This window comes from Flexivirga caeni (assembly GCF_003724155.1).
GTDB lineage: Bacteria > Actinomycetota > Actinomycetes > Actinomycetales > Dermatophilaceae > Flexivirga > Flexivirga caeni.
In genome coordinates this window covers 81,673-107,405 of sequence record NZ_RJJQ01000017.1, presented here as the reverse complement: position 1 = coordinate 107,405, position 25,733 = coordinate 81,673, and the positions used below count along the sequence as shown (strand labels likewise).

The window sequence follows — 25,733 nt, the reverse complement described above, 5'->3', positions numbered from 1 at the left end:
TGGTTAGAAAGGTACGCCTAACCTTATTTGGAAGGAGGGTGTGTCGCAACCGGACGCGGCCCGGGAGCGGGCTCAGTGCTCGCTTGGCAGCCCGAGCTTCGAGCAGGCCTGCTGGTAGAGATCGACGACCGCAGTGCGGATCCGGGGCCGCTCCGTGACGGGTTGCGGCCAGCTGATCCGGACGGGCACGTCGGCGCCCGCGACCGTTGCGGCCCAGTCGCCGCCGCCGGAATCGAGCCCGGTCATCCGGGCCGCCTCGGCGTCCGGAGCGCCGAAGGCCCGGACGATCACCAGGTTGTCGCCGGCGTGATCGGTGTTCATGTGGTGGAGGACGGCGTCGACCACGTCCTGGGGAAACGTCTGCACGGCAGCAGTGTCGCATCGCCCGCCCCGCACCGGCCGGTGCGGGGCGGTCCGTCAGCCGGCCAGCGCGTCGCCCTGCCGGGTCTGCGCGGCCAGGCGTTCGTATGCCGTGAGACACGCGGCGCACGCACAGGTCTGCGATGCGTGCATGGTCCCGGCATTGCGCACGGTGCCCGGCGCAACGAGCGGCTCAACGTGCCACCCCGGGAACGAAAACGTAGGCAGCACAACGGGTTCCGTCGTCGGCTCGCACTGGTCGGTGCGACAGCAGTGGCACGAGGTGTAGCCGGCGCAGCGCGGCGAGTGCCAAGCCTGCTGGTGCCCGCAGGCGCGGCAGAGATGAACCAGGACGGTCATGCACATCCCTCCTTCGTCGGGGTGTGCATTCGCCCTGAGCCGTCTGGTCGCTCGCTGCGCTCGCTCATGACTCAGCGGTGGGGGTCGTCATACCGGCAACTCTGGACCTTCGACCCGCAGGAAGGTCAAGGCCCGGATACGACACAGATCCGCCGGGTGGCGCGAGGCCACCCGGCGGATCCGGTGCGGTGCGGGTTGTTCCGAAGAGGCCTCAGTGTGAGGCCGACTCGGTCGAGGTCACCAGTTCCACTTCAGGTCGGTGATGAGCTGTCCGAGGTTCGGGGTGCCCAGACCTGTCGCGGGGTTGTACTTCGTGCCCGGTGTGCCGGTGTAGTAGAGGTTGTCGTTCGTCGTGCCCGCGCGGTTCAGCGGGAGCATCGGCGACGCGATGCCGGCGGCCAGGCGGTAGAGCGCCGGGTTGAGGAACCCGACCCGGTGCCCGAGCGCGGAGTCGATCACCGCGGCACTACCGTTGAGCTGGGGCGCGACGTAGCTCGTGCCACCCCAGCCGGCCTGCAGTGCGGGCTTGCCCGACGGTGCACTCGGCTCGTAGAGCAGGTAACCGGTGTACGGGTCGGCGTCTGCCGACACGTCCGGCTCGGCGCGGCCGCTGCTGGTGGCCCGGGAAATGACCTTCGGAGAGCCGTTGAAGCGCCAGGTGGTCGGCTCGGTGATGCCGCTGACGGTCTGGTAGCCGGTGGGCGTCAGGTAGGGGACCGCGGACCAGCGGCCTACGAGTGCGCGCTGGTAGGACGGGCGCGGCTCCACCGTGCTGAAGCCGCCGCCGCCACCGGTGTCCAGCTTGTTGGCCGCTGCGGCTTCGGTCGTGCCGTTGATGGTCGCCACGGGCTTCCACAAGTAGTCCCAGGCCCAGGCGCGCTCGTTCGTGACGTCGAACGAGGCCTTGGCCCCGGTCTTCTTGTTGGTCAGTGTCTCCGAGATCGGCAGGGTCGTGCCGCCGGCCGAGGTGATGTACGGGCTGTCGGCCGGCGAGTCGACGGCCAGGTTGGTGGTCTTGAGGTCGGCGGTGGCGTCATACGCACCCTCGTCCCCGGCGGAGGCAAACGCTGACTGCCCCTGGGCGGCCATCTCCAGGAATGCCTCGTCGAATGCCGCCTGGTACGTCGGGGTTTCGACGCCGGTGGCCACCGATGCGTGAATGACCGTCTCGGATTCGCCCCAGCTGCTGGACACCGAGTCGGCCTTGTTCTGGGTTGCCGCGGTGAAGAAGGCGTCGGCGAAGCCGTTGTCGGTGTTGGCGGCCTGGTAGACCACGACGTTCGCGCCGGAGGCGACGCCACCGGACTGCTCGACGTCGAGATCGGTCTCCCCGGTGCCCGCGGCGTCGCTCGGCGCACCCGGGCCGCCGTCGATGTTCTGCACGGTGACCTTCCGCTTCGTCTTCAGGCCCATCACGTGGGACCAGAAGTATTGCGGCGCGCCCTTGTCGAGCGCGGCCAGCGTCACGATGCCGACCGTGCGGCCCTTGCCGATGTCGCCGGCCTTCTCGGCCCTGGCCAGGCCGTAGCGCGCGACGAAGTCGGACGGGGTGTTGCAGCCGTACGGCGACCCACTGAGCTGGACGCAGTTGATGCCCTTGCTGGTCGGGTTCCCCGAGATCCGCGAGCGCGTGCCGGCGATCCCGGACACGTGCGTCGCGTCCGACGTGAACGGGCTGTAGGTCGACAGGCCGAGCACCGCGAGCACGTTGTCGGCGACCTTGGTGGGCAGCTGCGGCCGCTGGGATGTGCCGCGGACGACCTGGGCCGGGATGCGGCCGCTGCCGGCGCGGCCGGCCTGGGCGGGGACGGTGTAGTTCTCCTGGTGCACGCCCAGCGCCTTGTTGAACTCCCCGACCGTGCCGCGGGCGGTGACATCGACATGGTCGCGGTAGACCGAGGTCTTGATGCCGAACGTGGCCAGGTAGTGGGTCAGCTGGTGGATCGACGCGGTGCTCTGGCCGTACCTCGCGGCGAACTTCGCCACGCCGATGTGGTGGTTGAAGCCGCGCTCGACCTGTGCCGCGAGGGAGGCCTTGTTGCGCTCCTTGAGGATGAACGAAACCTGTTCCGGGGCGCGGGAAGCGGCGGTCCCGACCACGCGGGCGCCGGGGATCGCGGCGACATTCGTGCCCGACCCGACGGCGACCCGTCGGTTGGTGTTGCCGGCCGCGTGGGCGGTGCCGGTGCCGAGGCTCGCGGCAAATGCGAGGGCGAGGACGCCCGCACCGGCCACTGTGGCCGCGCGTGCAGAGGAACGGGATCTGGGCATGTGGATGCTCCTAGGGCTCTCAAGAGTGACGTCGGATAGGACGCCGCAGTGAACCTATGACCGGGAGCGACTGTGGCGGTCCCATGCGCCAAAACTCACACGGAACTGCCGGGTAACTGCCAGCCAAAAGGGAGCATCGTTTCGCCTCTGTCAGGACGGCTGCGCACTAAGATCCGTCGCGCTCGGCCGGCTCGTCGATCGGCTGGTTCGCGTCGTCCCGTCCGGGTGGCAGCGGCATGCCTTCCTCGGTCGCCACTTCTTCTTCCTCGAGGTCGTAATCGTCGGGCTGGTTACTCATACCTTCCACTGTCGCGCACTCTCCTGCGCGACGGAACCTCAGCTCGGCAGTTTCAGCCAGCCGCAGCGCTGCCGCAGGTGGCCGCCGCTGCGCCAGTGGTCCAGGACCGCGCGCTCCAGACGGGTCGTGCTCGTGAGATCCGCCGGGTCGGCATACGGCCTCCGGAAGACGAAGTTGCGCACCGACTCGTCACCGTCGGTGGGCTCACCGATCGGGCGCCACCGGGCGCAGAAGCGCGCGATGTTGCTGTCCGGGACCAGGTCGGTCAATTGCTCGTCGAGCAACCAGCTGTGGCACACGGCGGTGGAGGGCGGCGGCAACTCAGGGAAGTGCCGCTCGTAGAACGGGCGGATGCGCGCGAGCGAGTCGTCGACCTCGGCGGGGGCGAGCGGTCCGCGTGCCGGGATGTGTATGCCAGCAACTACTGACCCGCTCACCACCGGCACCCCGGCAGCGCGCACGAATGTCGCTGGAGCGTCGAGCTTTTCGAGATCGGCCTGCAGTCTGCCGAAGTCGTAGATCATGCCGCGCAGGTGCAGCGTGAACCAGTTCTGCACGTGCAGTCCGGTGTGGCCGAACGTCTGCTCGAAGATGCGCAGGTGGGCACCGAGGTCCGCCAGGATCGCGTGGGATGCGCTGTCCGGAATGGCTCGCGAACGGTGGAAGGCGAGGGTGTCCGGCAGGGTCGCGGCGAACGCCACCGGGTAGAAGAACCGTGCCTCGAGCGGCTCGGCCGGGTCCTGCGGGTCGAACGCCGACGGCAGCAGGGCCTGCCGCATGGTGAGGAACCTGCCCATGCCGGCACGCAGCCGGTCCGCCGTGCGGGCCACGCGGGCCAGCCAGATTGTGTCGTGGGCGATTTTCGTTGCGGCGGAAGCGAAGTCGTCGACATCCGGCTGCTGCACCGCGAAGTAGTCGAAGGCGCGGTGCAGCGCCGCCCCGGTGAGACGGGCGCGCACCTGGTCGGTGCCGAGCGCGGAAGTCATCGGCCCATCGTAGGAGTGGGCGGCGCTACTTTGTCACACTGAGCGGTATGCCGAGTCAGCTGCCGATCGTCGCCGTCGTGGGAGCGACCGCGACCGGCAAGTCGGATCTCGGCATCGCCCTCGCGCTGGCACTCGGCGGAGAGATCGTCAACGCCGACGCGTCCCAGTTCTACCGTGGGATGGACATCGGCACTGCCAAGCTGACCGTCGAGGAGCGCCGTGGTGTGCCGCATCACCTGCTTGACGTGCTGGATGTGCGTGATGAGGCGAATGTCGCGGCATACCAACGGGATGCGCGGGAGACGATCGCGCAGATTCGCAGCCGCGGCACCGTGCCGATCCTGGTCGGCGGCAGCGGACTCTACGTGCGCGCCGCACTGGACGATTTGCGGATCCCGCCGACCGACCCGGGCACCCGCGCCCGATGGGAAGCACGCCTGGGCGAGGCCGGCGCAGCGGCGCTGCACGCGCAGCTCGTCGCCGCGGATCCGGCCGCAGCGCAGCAGATCCCGGCGACCAACGGCCGGCGCATCGTGCGAGCGCTCGAGGTGATCGAGCTGACCGGCGAGCCGTTCAGCGCAACTCTGCCGAAACGCGAATTCCTCGAGCCTGCAGTCATGCTCGGGCTGCGCATCGACCGGCCGGTGCTGCACGAGCGCATCGGGATGCGGATCGAGCGGATGTGGCGCGCCGGTTTCCTCGACGAAGTGCGCGAACTCGACCGGCACGGGTTGCGCGAGGGACGCACGGCGAGCCGCGCGATCGGCTACGCACAGGCGCTCCGGCAGCTGGACGGCGAACTTGCCGAGGGTGAAGCGAAAGCCGAAACAGCAACCTTGACAAGGAAGTTCGCTCGCCGACAGGAGTCGTGGTTCGGCCCGGACGAGCGCATCCGCTGGCTGTCGTATGACGCCCCGGACCTGCTCGACCGGGCGCTCGCGGCAGTGCGGACCGCGGACACGCCGTCCGGCGCCTGACACCGGACGGCCCGGGCACGTCCCGATGGTCTTCAATGTCCTGGTGAGGACGATCGAATTCGCCAAAGGACATGGCACCAGGAACGACTTCGTGCTGGTGCCTGCGCTCGACGGTGCGCCGGAGCTGACCGCGGACGAGGTGGTCTTCCTGGCCGACCGGCGCGGCGGCATCGGCGGCGACGGCGTCATCCGCGTCGTGCCGGTGGAGCATGCACCCGAGGAGGTCCGTGCCGGTGCCGGGGATGCGCGCTGGTTCATGGACTACCGCAACCAGGACGGCTCGATCGGCGAGATGTGCGGCAACGGCACCCGGGTCTTTGCTCAGTACCTCGTCGAGCACGGACTGGAGAGTGGCGCCGAATTCGACATCGCCACCCGCGACGGCGTCAAGCGGATGACGGCGGGTGCCGACGGGTTCGAGGTCGACCTGGGCGCCTGGCGCCTCTCCCGCGAGGACGTGGCCGACGAACGCGGCAGCGACAGTGTCGTGCAGGCCGTGGGTGCACCTGAGCCGCTGCCGGCCCTGAGCGTCGACATGGGCAACCCGCACACCGTGGTTGCACTGCCGCCCGAATTCGACCTGAGCACAATCGATCTCACGCTTCCTCCCCGCGTCGACCCGCATCCCGAGCTCGGCTCCAACGTGGAGTTCGTGCGAGCCGTCGGCCCGGGGCACATTGCGATGCGAGTGCACGAGCGCGGCGTCGGTGAGACCCAGAGCTGCGGCACCGGTGCGGCTGCAGCCGTCGTAGCGACCTGGTGGTGGGCCGGTGCGCCCGTCGACCAGCTCGACTGGCGGGTCGACGTCCCGGGAGGTCGCCTCGGCATACGGCTGCACGGCGGCCACGTGCTGCTGTCCGGACCGGCGGAGATCATCGCCCGCGGCCGGGTGGCGCTGCCGGATAGCTGACCGGGCGCCGGCCTCGTCCCGTGCTCGCGACCGTCGCGCCTTCGGGACGCGCAGAGTACGGCTCGCCGCTCAGCCCGGGTTCTCGACGCGCAGGATCCGGAAACCCTTCACGCTCGTGAACCGCGTTGCGGCATAACCCTGTTCGGTCATCCAGCGCTGCAGGGAGTCCGAGCCGAGGTGGCGCTGCACCACCAGGTAGGCGACGCCGTCGGCAGCCAGCCGCGGGAGCCAGGTCAGCAGCAACTCGTGCAGGACCTGTTTGCCGACCCGGATCGGCGGGTTGGACCAGATCAGGTCGAACCGCAGATCTGCCGGCACGGCCTGAGCGCTCACCGCGTGCACGTTCGGCAGGCCGAGCGATCGCGCGTTGTCGCGGGCGAGGCCGAGCGCCCGCTCGTTGACGTCAACACCCCACACCGCTGCGGCGGGCGAGCGCAACCCGAGGGTCAGCGCGATCGGGCCCCACCCGCAGCCCAGGTCCAGGAAGGTGCCGGTATCCGGCGGTGCCGGCGCGTGCTGCAGCAGCACACTCGTCCCCTCGTCGATGCGATCGGCCGAGAAGACACCCGGAGCCACCCGGACCGCGCGAGTGCGCCCGGCCAGCGGCACGTTGATCGTGCGCCGTTCGTCGGCGCTCGCCGGAGCCGCGGAGAAGTAGTGGTCGCTCACCGTCCGGGAGGTTACCCCAGCGCCATACGGCAGGGTGGTGGGCATCGGGATCTTCTGCATCTTCCGCCGCTTGCGCGAGCGGCGCCGTGGATTAATGCGTTCGCCCCGCGTGTTGAACCCTGAGACGATATGGGGAACATGACTGAACGCAACATCGATGGAGGCGCGATGACCGCCCGCTCACACGTGCTCGAGGGTCGCGCCGAAGCTCTCGCCGACGAGGCCGACCTCGGCCCGCGGTATGACGCCGACGGCTTTCTGGTCGAGCAGTCCTATGACGGTGACCAGTTCGACCGTGAGGACCGCGCCGCGCTGTGCCGGGTCGGTGGACTGTCGACCGAACTGCAGGACGTCACCGAGGTCGAATACCGCCAGCTGCGCCTGGAGCGTGTCGTGCTCGCCGGAGTCTGGGGCGAGGGCACGACGCAGGACGCGGAGAACTCGCTGCGTGAACTGTCCGCGCTTGCCGAGACCGCCGGCTCGACGGTGCTCGCCGGAGTGCTGCAGCGCCGGATGAAGCCGGACCCCGGCACCTGGATGGGTTCGGGCAAGGCCGCCCAGTTGCGCGACATCGTCATCGAGGAAGGCGCCGACACGGTCGTGGCCGACACGGAGCTGACCCCCAGTCAGCGCCGCGGGCTGGAGGACGTCGTGAAGGTCAAGGTGATCGATCGCACCGCGCTGATCCTGGACATCTTCGCCCAGCACGCAAAGTCCAAGGAGGGCAAGGCGCAGGTCGAACTCGCCCAGCTGCAATACCTGCTGCCGCGGCTGCGTGGCTGGGGTGAGTCGATGTCCCGGCAGGCCGGTGGCCAGGCCGCCGGCGGTCAGGGCATGGGCTCGCGCGGTCCCGGTGAGACCAAGATCGAGCTCGACCGCCGCCGCATCAACTCGCGCATTGCCAAGTTGCGTCGCGAGCTCGCGGGGATGAAGACGATGCGCGACACCAAACGTGGCTCGCGCCGCGCCGGGCAGGTGCCCTCGGTCGCGATTGCCGGCTACACCAACGCCGGGAAGTCCTCGATCCTCAACCGGCTCACCGGTGCCGGCGTGCTGGTGCAGAACCAGCTGTTCGCGACGCTGGATCCGACCGTGCGCCGTGCCGAGACCACGGACGGGCGCGGCTACACGCTGGTCGACACCGTCGGGTTCGTCCGCGAGCTGCCACATCAATTGGTCGAAGCGTTCCGGTCCACCCTCGAAGAGGTCGGTGACGCCGACCTGGTGCTGCACGTCGTCGACGGATCGCACCCCGATCCGGAGTCGCAGATCACCGCCGTGCGCGCGGTTCTCGCTGACGTCGGGGCGGACGACGTCAAGGAGGTCGTGGTCGTCAACAAGGCCGACCTGGCCGACCCGGAGGTCGTCGAACGCATCCTGCGCGCCGAGAAGCACGCCATCGCGGTCTCGGCGCGCACCGGCGAGGGATTCGAGGCGCTCCTGGAGCTGATTGACCGGGAGCTGCCGCGTCCGCAGATCCGGATGGAGCTGCTGCTGCCCTACAGCCGTGGCGACCTGCTCTCGCGCATCCACGACGACGGCGAGGTGCTCTCCAGCGAGCACACCGCCGACGGCACGCACGTGCATGCGAAGGTCACCCCGACGCTGGAGGCGGAGCTCGCCGACTTCACCGTCACCCCACGAAGTTTCTCCTCCGCTTCGCTCCCCCGAATACTTCGCGGGGACCCCGACCTCAGGTGACGGCACCTGATCCCAGTCGGACCTGGCACCATCGAACCCGTGAGCTCTCGACCGGACGCCGCCGCCACCGCCGAACACGCACGACTCGCCTCGTCGCCCGGAGCCGACGGCCCGTGGCGGCTGTGGGGTCCCTACGTCTCCGCGCGCCAGTGGGGAACTGTGCGCGAGGACTACTCCGCTGACGGAAACGCTTGGGACTACTTGCCGTTCGATGATGCGCACCGCCGCGCCTACCGCTGGGGCGAGGACGGTATGGCGGGGGTATGCGACCGTTTCGGCTTCCTCAACCTCGGCGTCGCGCTCTGGAACCGCGCCGACGACCGCCTCAAGGAGCGGCTCTTCGGGCTGACCAACGCGCAGGGCAACCATGGCGAGGACGTCAAGGAGGTGTGGTGGCCGACCGACGCCACGCCGACGCACTCCTTCGCGACCTGGCTCTACCGCTACCCCCAGGCGGCCTTCCCGTATGACGAACTGCGCCAGGCGAATGCGGCGCGCACCCGCAACGACCCGGAGTTCGAACTGACCGACACGGGCGTGCTCGCCGATGACCGGTTCTTCGACGTCGCGGTCACCTACGCGAAGGCATCACCGACCGACTTGCTGATGTCGGTCGACGTCACCAATCACGGCCCCGACCCGGCGTCGCTCGATCTGATCCCGCAGGCATGGTTCCACAACACCTGGGCCTGGGGCCGTGACGACCGCACCCCCGAGATGCGGCTCGCCGACGGGGTGGTGCAGTTGCGGCACGCCTGGCTCGGCATCTACCGGCTCGAAGCCGACGGAACCCCACGGATTCTCTTCTGCGACAACGAATCCGACAGCAGAACGCTCTGGGGCGTCTCCGACGGGCCGGAGTGCCCGAAGGACGGCCTCGACCGGGCGATCGTGCATGGCGACACCTCGGCAGTGCGCGACGATCATGGGACGAAAGTCGGATTCCATTGGCAATTGGACGATCTCGCGCCGGGGGAGACCCGCACGGTGCGGCTGCGGCTCACCGCGATCGAGCCCGGCAGTGTGCCTGCCTCGGCATACTTCGAAGCGCCGGGGAGCAGCGGGTTCGGCGACTTCGACGCCGTCGTGCAGCAGCGCGGCCAGGAGGCGGACGACTTCTATCGTGAGGTGCTGCCGGTCGGCGTCGACGACGTCGACGCGCACATCGCCCGCCGGGCGTTCGCCGGACTGCTGTGGGGCAAGCAGCTCTTCCGGTATGCCGTGGGCGAATGGCTGGAAGGCGATCCGGCGCAACCCACCCCGCCCGCGTCCCGGCAGCAACGCGGCGCCCGCAACGCCGGCTGGACGCACCTGGACCTGGCCGACGTCATCTCGATGCCGGACGAGTGGGAATATCCGTGGTTCGCGTCCTGGGACCTCGCGTTCCACACGGTGCCGCTGGCACTGATCGACCCGGCGTTCGCCAAGGACCAGATCGACCTGATGATCCGGGAGTGGGCGCAGCGCCCGAACGGCCAGCTGCCGGCATACGAATGGAACTTCGACGACGTCAACCCGCCCGTGCATGCCTGGGCGGCCTGGCTGGTGTATTCCGTTGCGGGAGACGAGGACCGGGAGTTCCTGACGCAGGTTTTCACGAAGCTGCTGCTGAACTTCTCTTGGTGGGTCAACCGCAAGGACGCCGATGGCTCCTATCTCTTCGAGGGCGGCTTCCTCGGCATGGACAACATCGGGCTCTTCGACCGATCCCAGCCGCTGCCGGACGGCCTGCGCCTGGAGCAGTCCGACGCGACCAGCTGGATGGCCTTCTACTCGCTGTCGATGCTGCGCATCGCCGTCGAGTTGTCGCGGCACGACAACAGCTGGGGCGGCACGACGCGGACGTTCTTCGAATACTTCCTGCGGCTGGCGCAGGCAATGGACGACTTCGGCAGCCGCGGCATCTCGCTGTGGGACGAGCAGGACGGCTTCTTCTACGACAGTGTCGTGCGTCCGGACGGCGGCGGCCAGCAGTTGCCGGTGCGTTCGCTGGTAGGCCTCTTGCCTTTGATCGCAGTCGAATCCGTGCATCCGCTGGTCGTCGCGCAACTGCCCGGACTGCTCGATGAGGTGCACTGGCTGGAACGCCGGGACACCACGCTCGCCGAAGTGCTGCGCCATCACGAGCGGCATGACGACCAGCGCATCACCATGGGTCTGGTGCCGCACGACCGGCGTACGCGGCTGTTCACCCGCATGTTCGACAAGGCGGAGTTCTTGTCGCCGCACGGCATACGGTCGCTGTCCGCGGCATACCGGGAGCAGTTCAGCATGGCGGTCGACGGGACGGAGTTCGCCATCCGCTACAACCCGGCCGAGTCCGACAGCGCCCTCTTCGGCGGCAACTCCAACTGGCGCGGCCCGGTGTGGTTCCCGGTCAACTTCCTGCTGGTCGATGCTCTCGGTGTGTATGCCGAGGCCTATCCGGAGTTCCGCGTGGAATATCCGACCGGGTCAGGGCAGCAGCACAGTCTCGCGGAGGTGACGAACGACCTGATGGACCGGATGGTGCAGCTCTTCCGGCCCGCCGCCGGCGGGCGACGCCCCGGGACGCCGAAGTGGTATCCGAGCGGGCCGCTGTGGGACCCGCACCCGACGTTCAGCGAATACTTCGACGGCGACGACGGATCCGGGCTCGGTGCGACCCACCAGACCGGCTGGACCGCCCTCGTCGCCTACCTGATCTGCCGCGGCCTCGCGACCGACTGAGTGCTCCGACCACCCGCGCCCGCTGATCGAGAGGACCCCTTCCGTCACGAGCGGACCCGAAAAATAGTGGTCACAAGGGGTCCGCTCGGTGCATAAGGGGTCCTCTCGATCACGAGGGCTGTGGACGGTGACCACGCCGGGCGCGGACCGCATACGCTGAGGGGATGCCAGCCGACCTCGACGCACTGATGGACGCTGCCGTCGGAGGAGTCGGCGGCACCGACCGGCCCGGGCAGCAGAAGATGGCGCGGGCGGTTGACCAGGCCGCGCGCAGCGGGACCCACCTGCTCGTCCAGGCCGGCACCGGCACCGGCAAGTCGCTCGCCTATCTGGTCCCCGCGATCCGGCACGCGGTCGAGACGCGGCAGCCGGCGATCGTGGCCACCGCGACGCTCGCGCTGCAGGCACAAATCGTCGACCGCGACCTGCCCCGGATCGCCGACGCGGTTGCGCCGCTCATCGGGCGTCGGCCGACCTTCGGCCTGGTCAAGGGCCGCCGGAACTACCTGTGCCTGCACAAGATCGAAGGCGGCTACCCCGACGAGGAAGACGCGCTCCTCGACGTCGGTGAGGTCGACCGGGCAGCGGGCCGGATCGGTGAGGAGGTCGTGCGGCTGCGCGAGTGGGCACAGGAGACCGACACCGGCGAACGCGACGAGCTGGTGCCCGGCGTCAGCGAGCGGGCCTGGCGGCAGGTGTCGGTGTCGGCGCAGGAGTGTCTCGGCTCGAAGTGCCCGATGGTCCAGCAATGCTTCGTCGAGCGCTCGCGTGCCGCCGCCAAGGAGGTCGACGTCGTCGTCACGAACCACAGTTTCATGGCGATCGACTCCTTCGAGGGCCGGCAGATGCTGCCCGAGCACGACTTGCTCATCGTCGACGAGGCGCACGAGCTGGTCGACCGGGTCACGTCGACCATCACCGACGAGGTGACCGGCGGGATGATCTCGACCGCCGCCCGCCGCTGTGGCCGGATGGCGGACGCGTCGGCGATGCGTGAGGCGGGGGAGCTGCTGCAGGAGCTGCTCGGCGGTATGGCGGAGGGGCGCCTGCTCGGGCTCCCGGACAACCTGGCGCTGGCGCTGACCCGGGTCCGCGACGCCGCACGCTCGGTGCAGAGCGAGCTCAAACCGGCGTCGCCCACCGACAACGACGCCTCCCGTCAGGTTGCCCGCGCCGCGATCGACGAGATCTTCGACAACTGCGACCGGATCCTGGAAGGCCGGGAGCTCGACGTCGTGTGGGTGTCCCAGGACCCGCGTCGCGGCGCCGTGCTGCGCGTTGCGCCGATGAGTGTCGCAATGTTGTTGCGGGACAAGGTGTTCGGCGATCGCACGGTGATCATGACATCGGCGACGTTGGAGCTGGGCGGCTCCTTCGACTCAGTGGCCGGCACCCTCGGACTGCGCGGTGAGGGTGGTCCGCAGTGGACCGGCCTGGACGTCGGGTCACCCTTCGACTACCCCCGGCAGGCCATCGCGTACGTCGCCTCTCAACTCCCGCCGCCCGGCCGGGACGGCACCTCGCCGGCGGCGCTGGACGAGATCGAGACCCTGGTGCGCGCTGCCGGCGGCCGCACTCTCGGGTTGTTCTCCTCGACCCGGGCAGCGCGGTCCGCGGCCGAGGAGATGCGGCAGCGCTTCGGGGACGACATACCCGTCCTGTGCCAGGGAGACGACCAGATCCGCACTCTGGTGGGCCAATTCGCTGCTGACCCGCGCACCTGTCTCTTCGGCACGCTGACTCTCTGGCAGGGCGTCGACGTCCCCGGGCCGGCCTGCCAGCTGGTGATCATCGACCGCATCCCGTTCCCGCGACCCGACGACCCGCTCGCTTCCGCGCGCTCGCAGGAGATCGCCCGGCGTGGCGGAAACGGGTTCATGGCGGTGTCGGCGACCCACGCGGCGCTGCGGCTCGCCCAAGGCGCGGGCCGGCTGGTGCGCAGCAGCGCCGACCGGGGCGTGGTGGCGTTCCTCGACACCCGGATGGTTACCGCGCGCTACGCCGGCTTCCTGCAGAAGTCGTTGCCGCCGTTCTGGCCGACCACCGACCGGGCACTCGTGCTGAAGGCGCTCACCCGCCTGGACGAGCTCGCCAGGCAGCAGCCGACTCCGCAGGCCGAGGTCGAGCAGGCCGCCGACGAGGCGCAGCAGGTCGATGACGATGAGCCGTATCACGAGCCGGCCGACGCCACCCCGGAACTCCCGGACACGCCGGTCGCCCCGCGCGCCGTCGATGCGGCCCCGCCTGCCTCCGACGGCTGGAGCGCCGAGGACGACGAGGAACTGCGCGACGGGGCCGACCTCGGGCTGGACCTCGCCGAGCTCGCCGAGCATCTGGACCGGCCGGCGGACGACATACGAAAACGGTTGGTGCAGCTGGGGATCGGCTGATCGTCGGTCGCGGAGAATGAGCCGGGCTCGCATCTCGTATTTGGTAAGGCTAACCTTGCCTGCGGAATCTCGGTGGCCGACCCGGTCGCCGGCGAGTCGGCAATGGAGACCGTGTGACCATCCTGGACAAGGCTGATCCGGCGAATCCGCCATCAGCACAGGCGAGTTCGTCAGTGCCGGGGGTGCGCACGGGCTCGTGGCGCGTCGTCGGCATTTTGGTCGTCGGCGTGCTGGTGTGCGCAGTGCTGAGTCTGATGATCGGCAATGTCGGCATCTCACCGACGACGAGCGTCCGCGCACTGTTCGCTCCGGACAACTCGCAGGCGGCGGCGATCATTCAGCAGCTGCGGCTGCCACGCACCGCGTTGCTGATCGTCGTCGGGCTCGCGCTCGGCCTCTCCGGTGCGCTCATGCAGGGGCAGTCGCGCAACCCGCTGGCCGACCCCGGCCTGCTCGGCATCTCCGAGGGAGCTTCGCTCGCCGTCGTACTCGCCATCTTCTGGCTGCACATCAGCTCGCCGGTCGCCTACGGCTGGTTCGCGTTGCTCGGCGCCGGCCTGACCGCGTGGCTGGTCTTCTCGATCAGCGCGCTGCGCGGCGGCCCATCGCCGCTCACTCTGGTGCTCACCGGCGCTGCGGTCAGCGCGCTCGCGTCGGCGATCATCACCTCGATCATCACGTCGAACGTCTCGACACTGGACCAATACCGTTTCTGGGTGGTCGGTTCCGCGGCCGGCCGTGGTTTGGACGTCTTCTGGCAGGTGCTGCCGTTCCTCGCGCTCGGGGTCGTGCTCACGGTGGTGTGCACCCCGGCGATCAACCTGCTGCAACTCGGCGACGACGCCGCGCGGGCGCTGGGGGTGCGGCCCGGCCTGCACAAGTTCCTCGGCATCTGCGCGGTCATGCTGCTCACCGGCGGCGCCGTCGCCGCGTGCGGGCCGATCGGGTTTCTCGGCCTGGTCGCCCCCCACGTGGCGCGCCTGGTCTGTGGACCCGACTACCGCTGGGTCGTGCCCTATTCGGGCCTGATCGGCGCGATCGTGCTCACCCTCGCCGACATCCTCGGCCGCGTGATCGCCGGTGGCGCCGAGGTGCAGGTCGGCATCGTCATGGCGCTCGTCGGCGGGCCGGTCTTCGTGCTGCTGGTCCGTCGTGCCCGATTGGTTCAGCTATGAGCTACCCCTCGAAGTTCTCCCCCGCTTCGCTCCTCCGATACTTCGAGGGGACCCCGGTATGAGTAGCGCTACCACCACAACCCGGCTGCGACCGGCCCTGCGCGTCGGCCGCGCGTCCTGGCGGGTCCACCCGCGTGCGGTCTGGTGTGCGGCAGTCACGACACTGCTGATGGCCGCGCTGCTCGTCGTCGACCTCGCGTATGGCGACCTGAACATCCCGTTCACCGATGTGGTCCGCGCGCTGCTCGGCGACACCTCCGGGGTGAATGCCTTCATCGTCCGGGATGTCCGGCTGCCCGAGGCGTCGGTCGCGCTGCTCGCCGGTCTGGCACTCGGACTGTCCGGAGCGCTGATCCAGACGATCGCCCGCAACCCGCTCGCGAGCCCCGACGTGATCGGCGTCAACGCCGGCGCTGCCGCCGGCGCGGTCGGCTACATCGTGCTGTTCGCCGCGGCGGACACCGGTGCGCCGTCGGGAGTGGGCGCCGATCTCGCCATACCTCTGGCAGCGTTCGGCGGGGCGCTCGCCGCGACCGCACTGCTGTATGCCGCCGGGTGGCGGGGCGGTCTCGACGGGCGCCGGCTGGTGCTGGTCGGCATCGGGATCGCGGCGGCACTCACGGCATGCACGTCCTGGCTGCTGGTCGCGGCGCGGCTGCAGACCGCGGCGTCCGCGCAGGTCTGGTTGTCCGGGTCGCTGAGCGGGGTCACCAGCGGCAACGCGTGGTGGCTGCTCCTCGTCGTCGCTGTGGTGGCTCCCTGCGCCCTCTGGCAGGGGTCGGCCCTCAACATCGTCGAACTCGGCGACGACACGGCACACGCGCTCGGGGTGCGGCCGAGCCGCGCCCAGGCGATCGCGCTGCTGTGCGCCGTGCTGCTTGCCGCAGTCGCCGTATCCGCTGTAGGGCCAATCGGATTCGTCGCCTTCGTGTGCCCGCAGATCGCCCGGCGCCTGGTCGGCACGTCGCGTCCGCCGTTGCTGACCTCGGCGCTCGCCGGTGCCGTGCTGGTGCTCGCGGCCGACGTCATCACGCGCCTGTGGCTGACCGGTCTGGCGGTTGGCGTCGTCACCTCACTGGTCGGCGCGCCCTACTTCATCTATCTGCTGATCCGCACCCGAAGGACTCAATCATGAGAACCCCACGAAGTTCTCCGCCGCTTCGCTTCCCCGATAGTTCGCGAGGACCCCAATGAGCCAGACGACGACCACGAAGACCGCTCCGGCCACCGACGTGGCAGCCCGCCTCGTCGCCGACGCCGTCACCGTCGGGTATGGCGAGCAGCCCGTCGTTCACGACGTGTCACTGCGCATCCCGGACGGCAAGGTCACGTCCGTCATCGGGCCCAACGGGTGCGGCAAGTCGACCCTGCTGCGCACGCTGTCCCGGCTGCTCACCCCCACCTCGGGCACGGTGCGGCTCGACGATGCCCCGATCGGTGCGCTGTCGGCCAAACAGCTGGCCCGGACGCTGGCGCTGCTGCCACAGAGTCCGATCGCGCCGGAAGGTCTGCTGGTGCGCGACCTGGTCGGCCGGGGGCGGCACCCGCACCAGCGGTGGTTCCAGCAGTGGTCGCACGGCGACGAGGAGGTCGTGACCGACGCGATGCGCTGGACCGGCATCCTCGGCCTCGCCGACCGGCCGGTCGACGCCCTCTCCGGCGGTCAGCGGCAGCGCGTCTGGATCGCGATGACGCTCGCGCAGGACACCGATCTGGTGCTGCTGGACGAGCCGACGACCTATCTCGACCTCGCCCACCAGGTGGACGTGCTGGAGCTGGTATGCCGCCTCAACCGGGAACGCGGCGCAACCGTCGCGATGGTGCTGCACGACCTGAACCTCGCCGTCCGGTTCAGCGACCACCTGGTCGTGATGCGGCAGGGACGCGTTGTGGCGCAAGGGGATCCAGTCGACGTGCTCGACGCGGAGCTGCTGCACGAAGTGTTCGGGCTCACTGCCGACCTGGTCGCAGACCCGCGCACCGGCATACCGCTGGTGGTGCCGCGCGGCCGCAAGAGTGGGAGCGTCCAGGACTGACCCGCTGCGCATCACACCGGGGTCGCCTGGTGGCGTGTCGTGTCCGGCCGAGGTGCCGACCGGCGCAGTGGCCGCACCAGCAGCGTCGTGGCGACGATCGACAGCGCCGCGACCGTGCCCATCGCCGGTCCGGGTGCGCCGAGTTGCCCGAGGACACCGGCCGCCAGCGCACCGAGTGACTGGCCGACCATCAGGCCGGCGCTGAGCAGCCCGAACGCCTGACCTCGGCTGTCGGCGCGGACATGCTGGACCAGCCGGCTCTGCAGCGGCAGCGACGCGGTGTAGCCGAAGGCGCCGATCCCGCCCGCGAGCGCGGCCAGCACGACCGGCGGGTGCGCGAACATGACGAGGAACGGCACCGCCAGGAGCAGCCGCAGCGGCACGACAAGTCGCTGGCGCACGGCTTCGGGGACGAATCTGCCGACCACGACGTCGCCGGCGAGCATGCCAGCCGCGGTCGACGCGAAGAGATATCCCGCGTGCTGCCGGGCATACGGGATGTAGAGCGCTTCGCACCCGACGATCAGGCCGTTCGGGATCCAGCCCATCAGCAGGACCGGGCGCACGACTCGCGAGCCGAGCAGTGCCTTGTTGACGGTGCGCGTGCGGGCCACGACCGGCCCGGTCGCTCGCGGCGGGTGGTCGGCCACTCCGAGCCGGGCGATGACTGCAGCGAACACGGCGGCTGCCGCGGAGACCGCGAAGAGGTGGACCGGCGCGAACGCCAGCAGCAGCACCGCACCCAGGGCGTTGCCCAGCACCTGGATCCCACCCACCGTGAGATTCATCGTGGCTCGCGCGAGCACGAACGATTCCGCCGGCACGATGTCGGCGAGCAGCGACATCACCGTGCCGCTGGTCGCCGAGGTGATGACGTATTCCATTGCCAGCAGAGCAAATCGGACTCCCCACGGCAGATGCGGGATGAGCTGGAGGAGGTCGTCGCCGGCAGCAGCGGCGCCAGTGACCACAAGCGCGGTGCGTGGGCGCAGCAGATCGCTCGAGGCGAGCAGGAAGTGACTGGTGACGAGCGAAACCAGCGGTCCGCCGAACATCGACAGCGCCGTGAGGACGGTGGAGTCGGTGGCGTCATACATCACGGTGCCCAGGGCCAGGGCCCCGACGACGACGCCGACCATGGTGAACAGTCGCGCGACGAACAGCACCCGGAACTCGCGGATGGCGAACAGACTGCGGTAGGTGGTCACGGCGTTCACTGTGCGATGCTGCAAGCCGGCGTTCAAATGATTCGCGAGGAGGCGAAACATGGGCCTCTGGGCGATTCCGAGCGACGTGCTGGCGCGGCTGCGATTTGCGACGTCACCGATGGCGGAAGTCGTGGGTGCGCTGGGAAACTTCACACCGGGTCGCCGCAACGTCGACCAGGTCTTTGCGCTTCGCCACCAGGCGGCATTCCGCGAGATGCTGGCCGAATACCCAGGCCGCCGTGCGGTGTTCGAGCACAGCTCGCGTCCGGGGTGGCTCGCCGACTTCCTGTCGATCCCGCCGCCCGGCACCGCGCCGACGATGGACGAGGAACTGCATCAGCTCAGCGGCTTCGACGAGTCGGAGCTGGTCCGCCAGCTTCGCGAGTCGACGCCCGGGCGCTTGCCGCCGATCTTGCTCGGCGGAGCAGTCCGCACGCACATTCTGGGGTTGCTGGAGTGGACCTGGATCCACACCGTCGCCACCGACTGGCCGCGCCGGGAGCGGATCCTGCGAGCGGACATCGTGACGCGCACCCACCGGCTGGCGGAGCACGGATTCGCCGGCGTGCTGCAGGACCTCGGCAGGCGGCGTGAGTGGTCCGAGGGTCATCTGCGGGTCAACGACCACGACCGCCCGACGCGCCAGCTGGGCGGCTCTGCGCAGTTGCTGCTCGTCCCGGTGCACGCGAACGGAAGCTGGGTGGGGTGGGACGAGCCGCACCGGTATGCCGTCTACTACCCCGTGTCCGGGGCGCTGGCCGACACCGGTCGACGCCGTCCTGGCGGCGTCGACCGGCTCATCGGCACCAATCGGGCCCGGCTGCTGGCCGCGCTCGACGCACCGCAGACGACCTCGAATCTGGCCGCGACCAGTGGGCTGCCGATCGGCGCGGTCGGCAACCATCTCAAGGTGCTGCTCGAGGCGGGAGTCGTCCTGAAGCGCCGATCGGGACGCGAGGTGCTGTATTGGCGTACGGCGGTCGGAGACGAACTGCTCGCCGCATCCCGATGAGGGCTACCGCAACACCACCGTGCTCGACCCGTTGAGGAAGACCCGGTGCTCGGCGTGCCAGGTGACCGCCCGGGCCAGCACCTGCGCCTCCACGTCGCGGCCCGCGACGACCATGTCGGCGGGGGAGAAGCCGTGGTCGATGCGCGCCACGTCCTGCTCGATGATCGGTCCCTCGTCCAGGTCGGCAGTCACGTAATGCGCGGTGGCGCCGATCAGTTTCACGCCGCGCGCGTGCGCCTGGTGGTAGGGCCGCGCGCCGCGGAAGCTGGGCAGGAACGAGTGGTGGATGTTGATCGCGCGACCGGCGAGCCGCTGGCACAACTGCGGCGAGAGCACCTGCATGTAGCGGGCGAGCACCACCAGATCCGCTCCGGTCTGGTCGATCAGCTCCAGCAGCCTGGCCTCGGCGGCCTGCTTGTCCGCGTGGGTCACCGGAATGTGGTGGAACGGGATGTCCTGGCTGCTGACCAGCTTCTGATACTTCAGGTGGTTGGAGCCGACGGCCACGATGTCGATCGGCAGCGCCCCGACCTGCTGGCGGTAGAGCAGGTCGTTGAGACAATGCCCCAGCTTCGAGACCAGCACCAGCGCCCGCGTGCGCTGCCCGGTCGGGAAGAGGCCCCACGTCATACCGAACCGGTCGGCGACCGGAGCCAGCGCCGCGCGCAGGGTGTCCTCGGCTACCGGGCCGTGCACGCGGGCCCGGATGAAGAAGCGTCCGGTCAGCGCGTCGCCGAACTGCTGGCACTCGTCGATGTTCGCGTCATGGCGCACGATCTCGGCGCTGATCGCGGCGATGATGCCCGGGCGATCGTCGCACGAGGCGGTGAAGACGAAGGACGCGCTGTCATCGGTCATAGGCGCACCCTACGGTGAGGGGTATGACGGACGTGCCGCCTCTCGTGCTGATCAGCGGACCCGAGCAGATTCTGGCCGAGCGCGCGGCGGCCAGCACGATCGCGCTGCTGCGCGAGAGCGATCCGGAGGCCGAGCTGATCCGGCTGGAGGCTGCGACCTACGAAGCCGGTGAGTTGCAGCTGCACACCAGCCCGAGCCTGTTCGGCGGCAGCAAGATCCTGCTGGTGCGAGACCTCGACGAGGGCCGCGAGGATCTCATCGCGGACCTGGTCGGGGTGGTGGGTGCCGGCCTCTCCGATGCGACGCTGATCGTCCTGCACAAGGGCGGCGTGCGTGGCAAGAAGGCGCTCGACGCGCTGAAGAAGGCGGGCGCCCGGGTCATCGACGCGCCGGCGATCAAGAGCGATCGCGACAAGTCGGCGTTCGTCACGAACGAGTTCCGCGTCGCCGGGCGCAAGGTCGCACCCGACGCGGTGCGCGCGTTGCTGGAGGCAGTGGGCAAGGACCTGCGTGAGCTTGCAGCGGCCTGCAAGCAGCTCGTCGATGACACCGAGGGACTGGTCACCGCCGAGGTGGTGGCGCGCTATCACGGCGGGAAGGTCGAGGCGACCGGCTTCCGTGTTGCCGACGCAGCCATCGGCGGCAACCTGCCTGAAGCGCTGCGGCTGACACGGCACGCCCTTGCCTCCGGGCTCGACCCGGTGCCGATCGTCGCCGTCCTGGCCAGTCAGTTGCGGCAGATCGCGCGGGTCGCCACCGCCGGTCGTGGCGGGTCTGGCCAGCTGGCCAAGCAACTGGGTATGGCGCCCTGGCAGGTCGATCGCGCGCGCCGTGACGCGCAGGGCTGGAACGGCGAGCGGCTGGGGCGCGCAATACAGGCCGTGGCGGCAGCCGACTTCGAGGTCAAGGGGGGCGGGCGCGATCCGGTCTACGCGCTCGAACGCGCGATCATGACGATCACCGCCGAGCGCAACGGCTGATTCGGCGGCGGATGGGGCTGGCCTACCTCGGCTTGCCGGGCGCGTGCGGCGCGTCCCGAAAGCTCGACGGTCGAGGGTTAGGGACCGAAACCGCAGAGATCCCGTCCCGAAAGCTCGACGGTCGAGGGTTAGGGACCGTAACCGCAGGGATCCCGTCCCGAAAGCTCGACGGTCGAGGGTTAGGGACCGAAACCGCGGGCGAACCCGTCCCGAAAGCTCGACGGTCGAGGGTTAGGGACCGAAACCGCAGAGATCCCGTCCCGAAAGCTCGACGGTCGAGGGTTAGGGACCGAAACCGCAGAGATCCCGTCCCGAAAGCTCGACGGTCGCGAGAACGGGACGGGTGCCGTGCCCGACGGACGCCGATTTGGGCGGAATCCCGCGCCGCTGGTACCTTTAGCCCTTGCGTGCGCGCTTTGGTCGTGCGCGTATGCGAGCACCATCACGCAGGCGGCATCGCCCGGGTGTCCCCACGCCCCATCCGCCCCCTGCGTGCGTCAACCCTCATTGACATCAGACCAATTGACTCGACCAAGGAAGAAACACGTGGCAAACATCAAGTCGCAGATGAAGCGGATCAAGACCAACGCGATCCGCACTGAGCGCAACAAGGCCTACAAGTCGGAGCTGCGCACGTGGATCCGGCACACCCGCGAGGCCGTTGCGGCCGGCGACAAGGCCAAGGCCACCGAGATGCTGGCGACCGCGTCCAAGAAGCTGGACAAGGCCGTGAGCAAGGGCGTCATCCACAAGAACCAGGCCGCCAACAAGAAGTCGGCGCTGGCCAAGGCTGTGAACGGCATCGACGCCTGATTTCGACAGGCCCGCACGACACGAGGTCCGGTTTCGCCCAGCGGGGCGACACCGGACCTTTGTCGTCCCCGGAGTCGCGTGCGGTAACCTGTGCGCCGTGCGGCAGCAGCTTCTTCTTCTTCTTCTTAGTGGGCCGCGTTGAGCCGAGCGGACTTCAACGCGGCTGACCCCTCGATGCGTTCGGAGGGGTTTTTTCATGCGGGTCCGCCGCACCACCTCAGCTTCCCGAAGGACGAACGATGACCGACGAGCAACCCGCGCACCGCTACACGCCTGCCCTGGCGAATCAGATCGAGCGCTCCTGGCAGGACCGCTGGGAAGAGCACGGCACCTTCGAGGCTCCGAACCCGGCCGGTCCATGGGCGGATCCGGCCGCAGACGGTCGCGAGAAGCTGATGGTGCAGGACATGTTCTCCTACCCGAGCGGCGCCGGCCTGCACGTCGGGCATCCGCTTCCCTACATCGCCACCGACGTCTATGCGCGCTTCCAGCGGACGACCGGCAAGAACGTGCTCTTCACGCAGGGCTTCGATGCCTTCGGCCTGCCGGCCGAGCAGTATGCCGTCAAGACCGGTCAGCATCCGCGCAAGACCACCGAGGACAACATCATGGTCTTCAAGCGTCAGCTGCGGCAGCTGGGCCTGTCCTACGACCAGCGGCGCCGGGTGGCGACGATCGATCCCGAGTACTACCGCTGGACCCAGTGGATCTTCCTGCAGATCTACAACGCCTGGTATGACGAACGCGCCGGCAGGGCGCGGCCGGTTGCCGAGCTGGTGGCGGCGTTCGAGAGCGGCGAGGTGCCGACCGCGGACGGTCGCGACTGGGCCGACCTGACCGGCGCCGAGCGACGCGAGGAGATCGACGGGCGGCGACTGGCCTACAAGCGCGAGGTCCCGGTCAACTGGGCGCCCGGCCTGGGCACCGTCGTCGCGAACGAAGAGGTCACCAACGAGGGCCTGACCGAGCGTGGCGACATGCCGGTCTTCCGGCGCAACCTGTCGCAGTGGATGATGCGGATCACCGCCTACGCCGACCGGCTCGCCGACGACCTGGATCACGTGGAGTGGCCGGAGTCGATCAAGCTGATGCAGCGCAACTGGATCGGCCGCTCGCACGGTGCGGCCATCAAGTTCCCCACGGAGATGGGGGCGATCGAGGTCTTCACGACCCGGCCGGACACCATCTTCGGCGCGACCTTCATGGTGCTCGCTCCCGAGCACCCGCTGGTCGACTCCCTGATGCCGGCAGCCTGGCCCGAGGGCACCAAGGACTCGTGGATCAACGGTGCGGCTACCCCGGCGGAAGCGGTTGCGGCATACCGGATCGTGGCGTCGCGCAAGTCAGACCGCGAGCGGCAGGCGGAGGACGCGAAGGCCAAGACCGGCGTCTTCACCGGTGCCTTCGCCACCAATCCCGTCTCGGGAGAACGGGTTCCGGTGTTCATCGCCGACTACGTGCTGATGGGCTATGGCACCGGCGCGATCATGGCCGTGCCGGCCGAGGACCCTCGTGACTGGGACTTCGCCAAGAAGTACGACCTCCCCTACGTTCGCACCGTGCAGCCGTCCGAGGGACACGACGAGGACGCAGCATTCACCGGCCATGGTCCGATGATCAACTCGTCCAACGACCGGATCTCGTTGAACGGCAGGGAGACCGAGGACGCGAAGCAGGTCGTCATCGCGTTCCTCGAAGAGCACGGCGCCGGTCGCGGCACGATCACCTACAAGCTGCGCGACTGGCTCTTCAGCCGGCAGCGCTACTGGGGCGAGCCGTTCCCGATCGTGTATGACGAGGAGGGAGTCGCCCACTCGGTCCCTGACTCGATGCTGCCGGTCGAGCTGCCCGAGGTCGCCGACTACTCCCCGAAGACCTACGATCCCCAGGACGCTGATTCGATGCCGGAGTCGCCGCTGTCCCGGGCAGAGGAGTGGGTCAACGTCGAGCTCGATCTGGGCGACGGCCCGAAGCAATACCGCCGCGAGACCGACACCATGCCCAACTGGGCCGGGTCCTGTTGGTACGAGCTGCGATACACCGATCCGGGCAACCAGGACGCGTTCGTCGACCCGGAGGTCGAGCGCTACTGGATGGGTCCGGGTCGCGGCGACGGAGAGGGCAAGGCCGGCGACCTGGGCGGCGTAGACCTCTACATCGGTGGTGCCGAGCACGCAGTGCTGCACCTGCTCTACTCGCGCTTCTGGCACAAGGTCCTGCACGACCTGGGGCACATCTCCTCGGACGAGCCATTCCGGCGCCTGTTCATCCATGGCTACATCCAGGCTTACGCCTATCGCGATCACCGCGGGCAACCGGTGCCTGCCGCCGAGGTCGAGGAGCGCACGGTCGACGGCGTCACGTCATACAGCTGGAACGGCGGAGCCGTCACCCGCGAGTACGGCAAGATGGGCAAGTCGCTGAAGAACGTCGTGACCCCGGACGAAATGTGCGAGCTGTACGGCGCAGACACCTTCCGCATCTACGAGATGTCCGGCGGGCCGCTGGACCAGTCTCGTGCCTGGGAGACGCGTGCCGTCGTCGGTGCGCAACGATTCCTGCAACGTCTGTGGCGCAACGTGATCGACGAGGAGAGCGGTGCGCTACGCGTGAGCGACACGCGGCCGTCGCGGGAACTGAGCCGTGCGTTGGCCAAGACGATTGACGGTGTGTCGAAGGACTACCACGCACTGCAGTTCAACACCGCGATCGCCAAGCTGATCGAGCTGAACAACGTGCTGACCAAAGAGGCCGCTGAGGCGTCGACGCCGCGTCCGGTGGCCGAGGCGCTGGTGCTGATGACGGCTCCGCTCGCGCCACACATCGCCGAGGAACTGTGGTCGCGGCTCGGCCACGAGGCATCGCTGACCCACGAACCGTTCCCGGTCGCGGACGAGGCACTACTCGTCGAGGAGACGGTCACTTGCGTGGTGCAGGTGCAAGGCAAGGTGCGCGACCGCCTGCAGGTGCCACCCGGCATCAGTGACTCCGACTTGGAGACGTTGGCGCGAGAGAGTGAGAAGATCCGGGCTGCGGTGGGGGACAAACAGATTCGCAAGGTGATCGTCCGCGCACCCAAGCTGGTCAACATCGTCGCGGGCTGACAAATGAGCGTCGCGGTGGTGACCGACTCGACGGCATACCTGCCGCCGGAGGTCGCCGCCGCACATGGCGTCTCGGTGGTGCCGATGCGGCTGGCCGTCGGCGGGGTGTCGTATGACGAGGGCCGTGGCATCACTGCCGACGAAGTCGCCCAGGCACTGCGCGACTTCGTCCCGGTGACGACGTCCCGGCCGTCGCCCGCAGTCTTCGCCGATCTGTATGCCGCGCTCGCCGAGGCCGGATACGACGCGATCGTGTCGGTGCACATATCGTCGTCCATGTCCGCGACCATGTCGTCCGCACAGCTCGCGGCTCGGGACGCGCCGATCCCGGTAGAGGTCATCGACAGCGAAACCATCGGCATGGCAATGGGTTTCGGTGTCATCGCAGCCGCCGAAACTGCTGCCGCCGGTGGTGACACCGAGCAGGTGGCGGACGCCGCGAGGCGCCATACCGGCGCCTCGACCACGGTCTTCTATGTCGACACCCTCGAGCACCTGCGCCGGGGTGGGCGCATCGGACGTGCATCCGCGCTCATGGGGTCGGCACTGGCGATCAAGCCGCTGCTGACGGTCCGCGACGGGCACATCGAGCCGCTCGAACGCGTCCGCACCACGGGGAAAGCGCTCGCGCGGCTCGCGCAACTGGCCGTCGGCACAGTCGAGGCGATGGGTGCGGAGGACGAACTGGACGGCGTCGATATCGCGGTGCACCATCTGGATTCGCGAGAGCGGGCCGAGCGGCTGATCGAACAGCTGGCGGAGCAGATCCCCGAGGCGCGCCGGATACTGCTGGTCGAGCTGGGAGCGGCGGTCGGCGCCCACGTGGGGCCCGGCACCCTCGCAGTCGCCATCGCGCCGCGCTTCGGCGGCCGCATCCGCGTCGTCGGAGCCTCCGATTGAGCGACGACCGTCGTCC

At 69.1% G+C, this 25,733-nt stretch carries 21 protein-coding genes; 13 read left to right on the top strand and 8 right to left on the bottom strand.

Annotated features, from left to right (window positions below; all coding sequences use genetic code 11):
• Nucleotides 1-72: 72 nt before the first annotated feature.
• The 5 genes from EFY87_RS15370 to EFY87_RS15355 all read right to left on the bottom strand — a co-directional run bounded on the left by EFY87_RS15370 (nucleotide 73) and on the right by EFY87_RS15355 (nucleotide 4,275).
• Nucleotides 73-366: a DUF2470 domain-containing protein gene (locus EFY87_RS15370; protein ID WP_245988682.1), complete on the bottom strand. Its 294-nt coding sequence runs from the start codon at nucleotides 364-366 to the stop codon at nucleotides 73-75.
• Between the two features lie 51 nt (nucleotides 367-417).
• The gene (locus tag EFY87_RS15365; protein ID WP_148043362.1) at nucleotides 418-720 is read right to left on the bottom strand and encodes a hypothetical protein; all 303 of its coding nucleotides are present in this window, start codon (nucleotides 718-720) and stop codon (nucleotides 418-420) included.
• A 237-nt stretch (nucleotides 721-957) separates the two neighbouring features.
• The gene (locus EFY87_RS15360; protein WP_123272361.1) at nucleotides 958-2,991 is read right to left on the bottom strand and encodes a S53 family peptidase; all 2,034 of its coding nucleotides are present in this window, start codon (nucleotides 2,989-2,991) and stop codon (nucleotides 958-960) included.
• Nucleotides 2,992-3,157: 166 nt separating this feature from the next.
• Nucleotides 3,158-3,289 carry a hypothetical protein gene (locus EFY87_RS21195; protein WP_281276211.1) on the bottom strand — a complete coding sequence of 44 codons (132 nt, stop codon included), beginning with the start codon at nucleotides 3,287-3,289 and terminating at the stop codon, nucleotides 3,158-3,160.
• Nucleotides 3,290-3,327: 38 nt separating this feature from the next.
• Entirely contained in the window at nucleotides 3,328-4,275 is a 948-nt protein-coding gene (locus EFY87_RS15355) for an acyltransferase domain-containing protein (protein ID WP_123272360.1), read from the bottom strand.
• A 47-nt stretch (nucleotides 4,276-4,322) separates the two neighbouring features.
• On the opposite strand from EFY87_RS15355, the gene miaA reads away from it, so the two are divergent.
• Complete coding sequence (gene miaA, locus EFY87_RS15350) at nucleotides 4,323-5,252, top strand: tRNA (adenosine(37)-N6)-dimethylallyltransferase MiaA (protein ID WP_123272359.1); 930 nt, start codon at nucleotides 4,323-4,325, stop codon at nucleotides 5,250-5,252.
• A gap of 25 nt (nucleotides 5,253-5,277) precedes the next feature.
• Entirely contained in the window at nucleotides 5,278-6,162 is an 885-nt protein-coding gene (gene dapF / locus EFY87_RS15345; RefSeq protein ID WP_123272358.1) for a diaminopimelate epimerase, read from the top strand.
• Nucleotides 6,163-6,231: 69 nt separating this feature from the next.
• Here dapF and EFY87_RS15340 read toward each other — a convergent pair whose 3' ends face one another.
• Nucleotides 6,232-6,876: a class I SAM-dependent methyltransferase gene (locus EFY87_RS15340; protein ID WP_181445500.1), complete on the bottom strand. Its 645-nt coding sequence runs from the start codon at nucleotides 6,874-6,876 to the stop codon at nucleotides 6,232-6,234.
• Nucleotides 6,877-6,969: 93 nt separating this feature from the next.
• On the opposite strand from EFY87_RS15340, the gene hflX reads away from it, so the two are divergent.
• The 6 genes from hflX (at nucleotide 6,970) to EFY87_RS15310 (ending at nucleotide 16,842) form a co-directional block, all read left to right on the top strand.
• Nucleotides 6,970-8,532, top strand: coding sequence for a GTPase HflX (gene hflX, locus EFY87_RS15335; RefSeq protein ID WP_245988680.1), 1,563 nt, complete (start codon nucleotides 6,970-6,972; stop codon nucleotides 8,530-8,532).
• Nucleotides 8,533-8,571: 39 nt separating this feature from the next.
• Nucleotides 8,572-11,241 (top strand): MGH1-like glycoside hydrolase domain-containing protein, encoded by a 2,670-nt coding sequence (locus EFY87_RS15330; RefSeq protein ID WP_342769128.1) that lies wholly within the window; start codon nucleotides 8,572-8,574, stop codon nucleotides 11,239-11,241.
• 164 nt (nucleotides 11,242-11,405) lie between these two features.
• Nucleotides 11,406-13,631 (top strand): ATP-dependent DNA helicase, encoded by a 2,226-nt coding sequence (locus EFY87_RS15325; protein ID WP_123272355.1) that lies wholly within the window; start codon nucleotides 11,406-11,408, stop codon nucleotides 13,629-13,631.
• 113 nt (nucleotides 13,632-13,744) lie between these two features.
• Nucleotides 13,745-14,806 carry a FecCD family ABC transporter permease gene (locus EFY87_RS15320; RefSeq protein WP_123272354.1) on the top strand — a complete coding sequence of 354 codons (1,062 nt, stop codon included), beginning with the start codon at nucleotides 13,745-13,747 and terminating at the stop codon, nucleotides 14,804-14,806.
• Nucleotides 14,807-14,864: 58 nt separating this feature from the next.
• Nucleotides 14,865-15,941: a FecCD family ABC transporter permease gene (locus EFY87_RS15315; protein WP_123272353.1), complete on the top strand. Its 1,077-nt coding sequence runs from the start codon at nucleotides 14,865-14,867 to the stop codon at nucleotides 15,939-15,941.
• 55 nt (nucleotides 15,942-15,996) lie between these two features.
• Nucleotides 15,997-16,842: an ABC transporter ATP-binding protein gene (locus EFY87_RS15310; RefSeq protein WP_123272352.1), complete on the top strand. Its 846-nt coding sequence runs from the start codon at nucleotides 15,997-15,999 to the stop codon at nucleotides 16,840-16,842.
• An 11-nt stretch (nucleotides 16,843-16,853) separates the two neighbouring features.
• Here the strand turns inward: EFY87_RS15310 and EFY87_RS15305 are convergent, their stop codons facing one another.
• Nucleotides 16,854-18,059: an MFS transporter gene (locus tag EFY87_RS15305; RefSeq protein WP_245988679.1), complete on the bottom strand. Its 1,206-nt coding sequence runs from the start codon at nucleotides 18,057-18,059 to the stop codon at nucleotides 16,854-16,856.
• A 49-nt stretch (nucleotides 18,060-18,108) separates the two neighbouring features.
• Between EFY87_RS15305 and EFY87_RS15300 the strand changes: the two genes are divergently transcribed.
• Entirely contained in the window at nucleotides 18,109-19,062 is a 954-nt protein-coding gene (locus EFY87_RS15300) for an ArsR/SmtB family transcription factor (protein ID WP_123272351.1), read from the top strand.
• 3 nt (nucleotides 19,063-19,065) lie between these two features.
• Here EFY87_RS15300 and purU read toward each other — a convergent pair whose 3' ends face one another.
• Nucleotides 19,066-19,920: a formyltetrahydrofolate deformylase gene (gene purU / locus EFY87_RS15295; protein ID WP_123272350.1), complete on the bottom strand. Its 855-nt coding sequence runs from the start codon at nucleotides 19,918-19,920 to the stop codon at nucleotides 19,066-19,068.
• A 23-nt stretch (nucleotides 19,921-19,943) separates the two neighbouring features.
• Between purU and holA the strand changes: the two genes are divergently transcribed.
• The 4 genes from holA (at nucleotide 19,944) to EFY87_RS15275 (ending at nucleotide 25,717) form a co-directional block, all read left to right on the top strand.
• A complete protein-coding gene (gene holA / locus EFY87_RS15290) occupies nucleotides 19,944-20,900 on the top strand; it encodes a DNA polymerase III subunit delta (RefSeq protein WP_123272349.1) in 957 nt (318 codons plus the stop codon).
• A gap of 546 nt (nucleotides 20,901-21,446) precedes the next feature.
• Nucleotides 21,447-21,713 carry a 30S ribosomal protein S20 gene (gene rpsT / locus EFY87_RS15285; protein ID WP_123272348.1) on the top strand — a complete coding sequence of 89 codons (267 nt, stop codon included), beginning with the start codon at nucleotides 21,447-21,449 and terminating at the stop codon, nucleotides 21,711-21,713.
• Between the two features lie 239 nt (nucleotides 21,714-21,952).
• The gene (gene leuS / locus EFY87_RS15280) at nucleotides 21,953-24,817 is read left to right on the top strand and encodes a leucine--tRNA ligase (RefSeq protein WP_123272347.1); all 2,865 of its coding nucleotides are present in this window, start codon (nucleotides 21,953-21,955) and stop codon (nucleotides 24,815-24,817) included.
• Nucleotides 24,818-24,832: 15 nt separating this feature from the next.
• Nucleotides 24,833-25,717 (top strand): DegV family protein, encoded by an 885-nt coding sequence (locus tag EFY87_RS15275; protein WP_245988678.1) that lies wholly within the window; start codon nucleotides 24,833-24,835, stop codon nucleotides 25,715-25,717.
• The last annotated feature ends 16 nt before the right edge of the window (nucleotides 25,718-25,733 follow it).

Excerpts from the sequence above, each read along its gene's own strand:
- hflX (WP_245988680.1), top strand. The coding sequence starts at position 6,970 with ATGACTGAACGCAACATCGATGGAGGCGCGATGACCGCCCGCTCACAC.
- EFY87_RS21195 (WP_281276211.1), bottom strand. The coding sequence starts at position 3,289 with ATGAGTAACCAGCCCGACGATTACGACCTCGAGGAAGAAGAAGTGGCG.
- EFY87_RS15310 (WP_123272352.1), top strand. The coding sequence starts at position 15,997 with ATGAGCCAGACGACGACCACGAAGACCGCTCCGGCCACCGACGTGGCA.
- EFY87_RS15315 (WP_123272353.1), top strand. The coding sequence starts at position 14,865 with ATGAGTAGCGCTACCACCACAACCCGGCTGCGACCGGCCCTGCGCGTC.
- EFY87_RS15360 (WP_123272361.1), bottom strand. The coding sequence starts at position 2,991 with ATGCCCAGATCCCGTTCCTCTGCACGCGCGGCCACAGTGGCCGGTGCG.
- EFY87_RS15325 (WP_123272355.1), top strand. The coding sequence starts at position 11,406 with ATGCCAGCCGACCTCGACGCACTGATGGACGCTGCCGTCGGAGGAGTC.
- purU (WP_123272350.1), bottom strand. The coding sequence starts at position 19,920 with ATGACCGATGACAGCGCGTCCTTCGTCTTCACCGCCTCGTGCGACGAT.
- EFY87_RS15365 (WP_148043362.1), bottom strand. The coding sequence starts at position 720 with ATGACCGTCCTGGTTCATCTCTGCCGCGCCTGCGGGCACCAGCAGGCT.
- EFY87_RS15355 (WP_123272360.1), bottom strand. The coding sequence starts at position 4,275 with ATGACTTCCGCGCTCGGCACCGACCAGGTGCGCGCCCGTCTCACCGGG.
- leuS (WP_123272347.1), top strand. The coding sequence starts at position 21,953 with ATGACCGACGAGCAACCCGCGCACCGCTACACGCCTGCCCTGGCGAAT.
- dapF (WP_123272358.1), top strand. The coding sequence starts at position 5,278 with ATGGTCTTCAATGTCCTGGTGAGGACGATCGAATTCGCCAAAGGACAT.
- miaA (WP_123272359.1), top strand. The coding sequence starts at position 4,323 with ATGCCGAGTCAGCTGCCGATCGTCGCCGTCGTGGGAGCGACCGCGACC.
- EFY87_RS15300 (WP_123272351.1), top strand. The coding sequence starts at position 18,109 with ATGGGCCTCTGGGCGATTCCGAGCGACGTGCTGGCGCGGCTGCGATTT.
- EFY87_RS15340 (WP_181445500.1), bottom strand. The coding sequence starts at position 6,876 with ATGCCCACCACCCTGCCGTATGGCGCTGGGGTAACCTCCCGGACGGTG.
- holA (WP_123272349.1), top strand. The coding sequence starts at position 19,944 with ATGACGGACGTGCCGCCTCTCGTGCTGATCAGCGGACCCGAGCAGATT.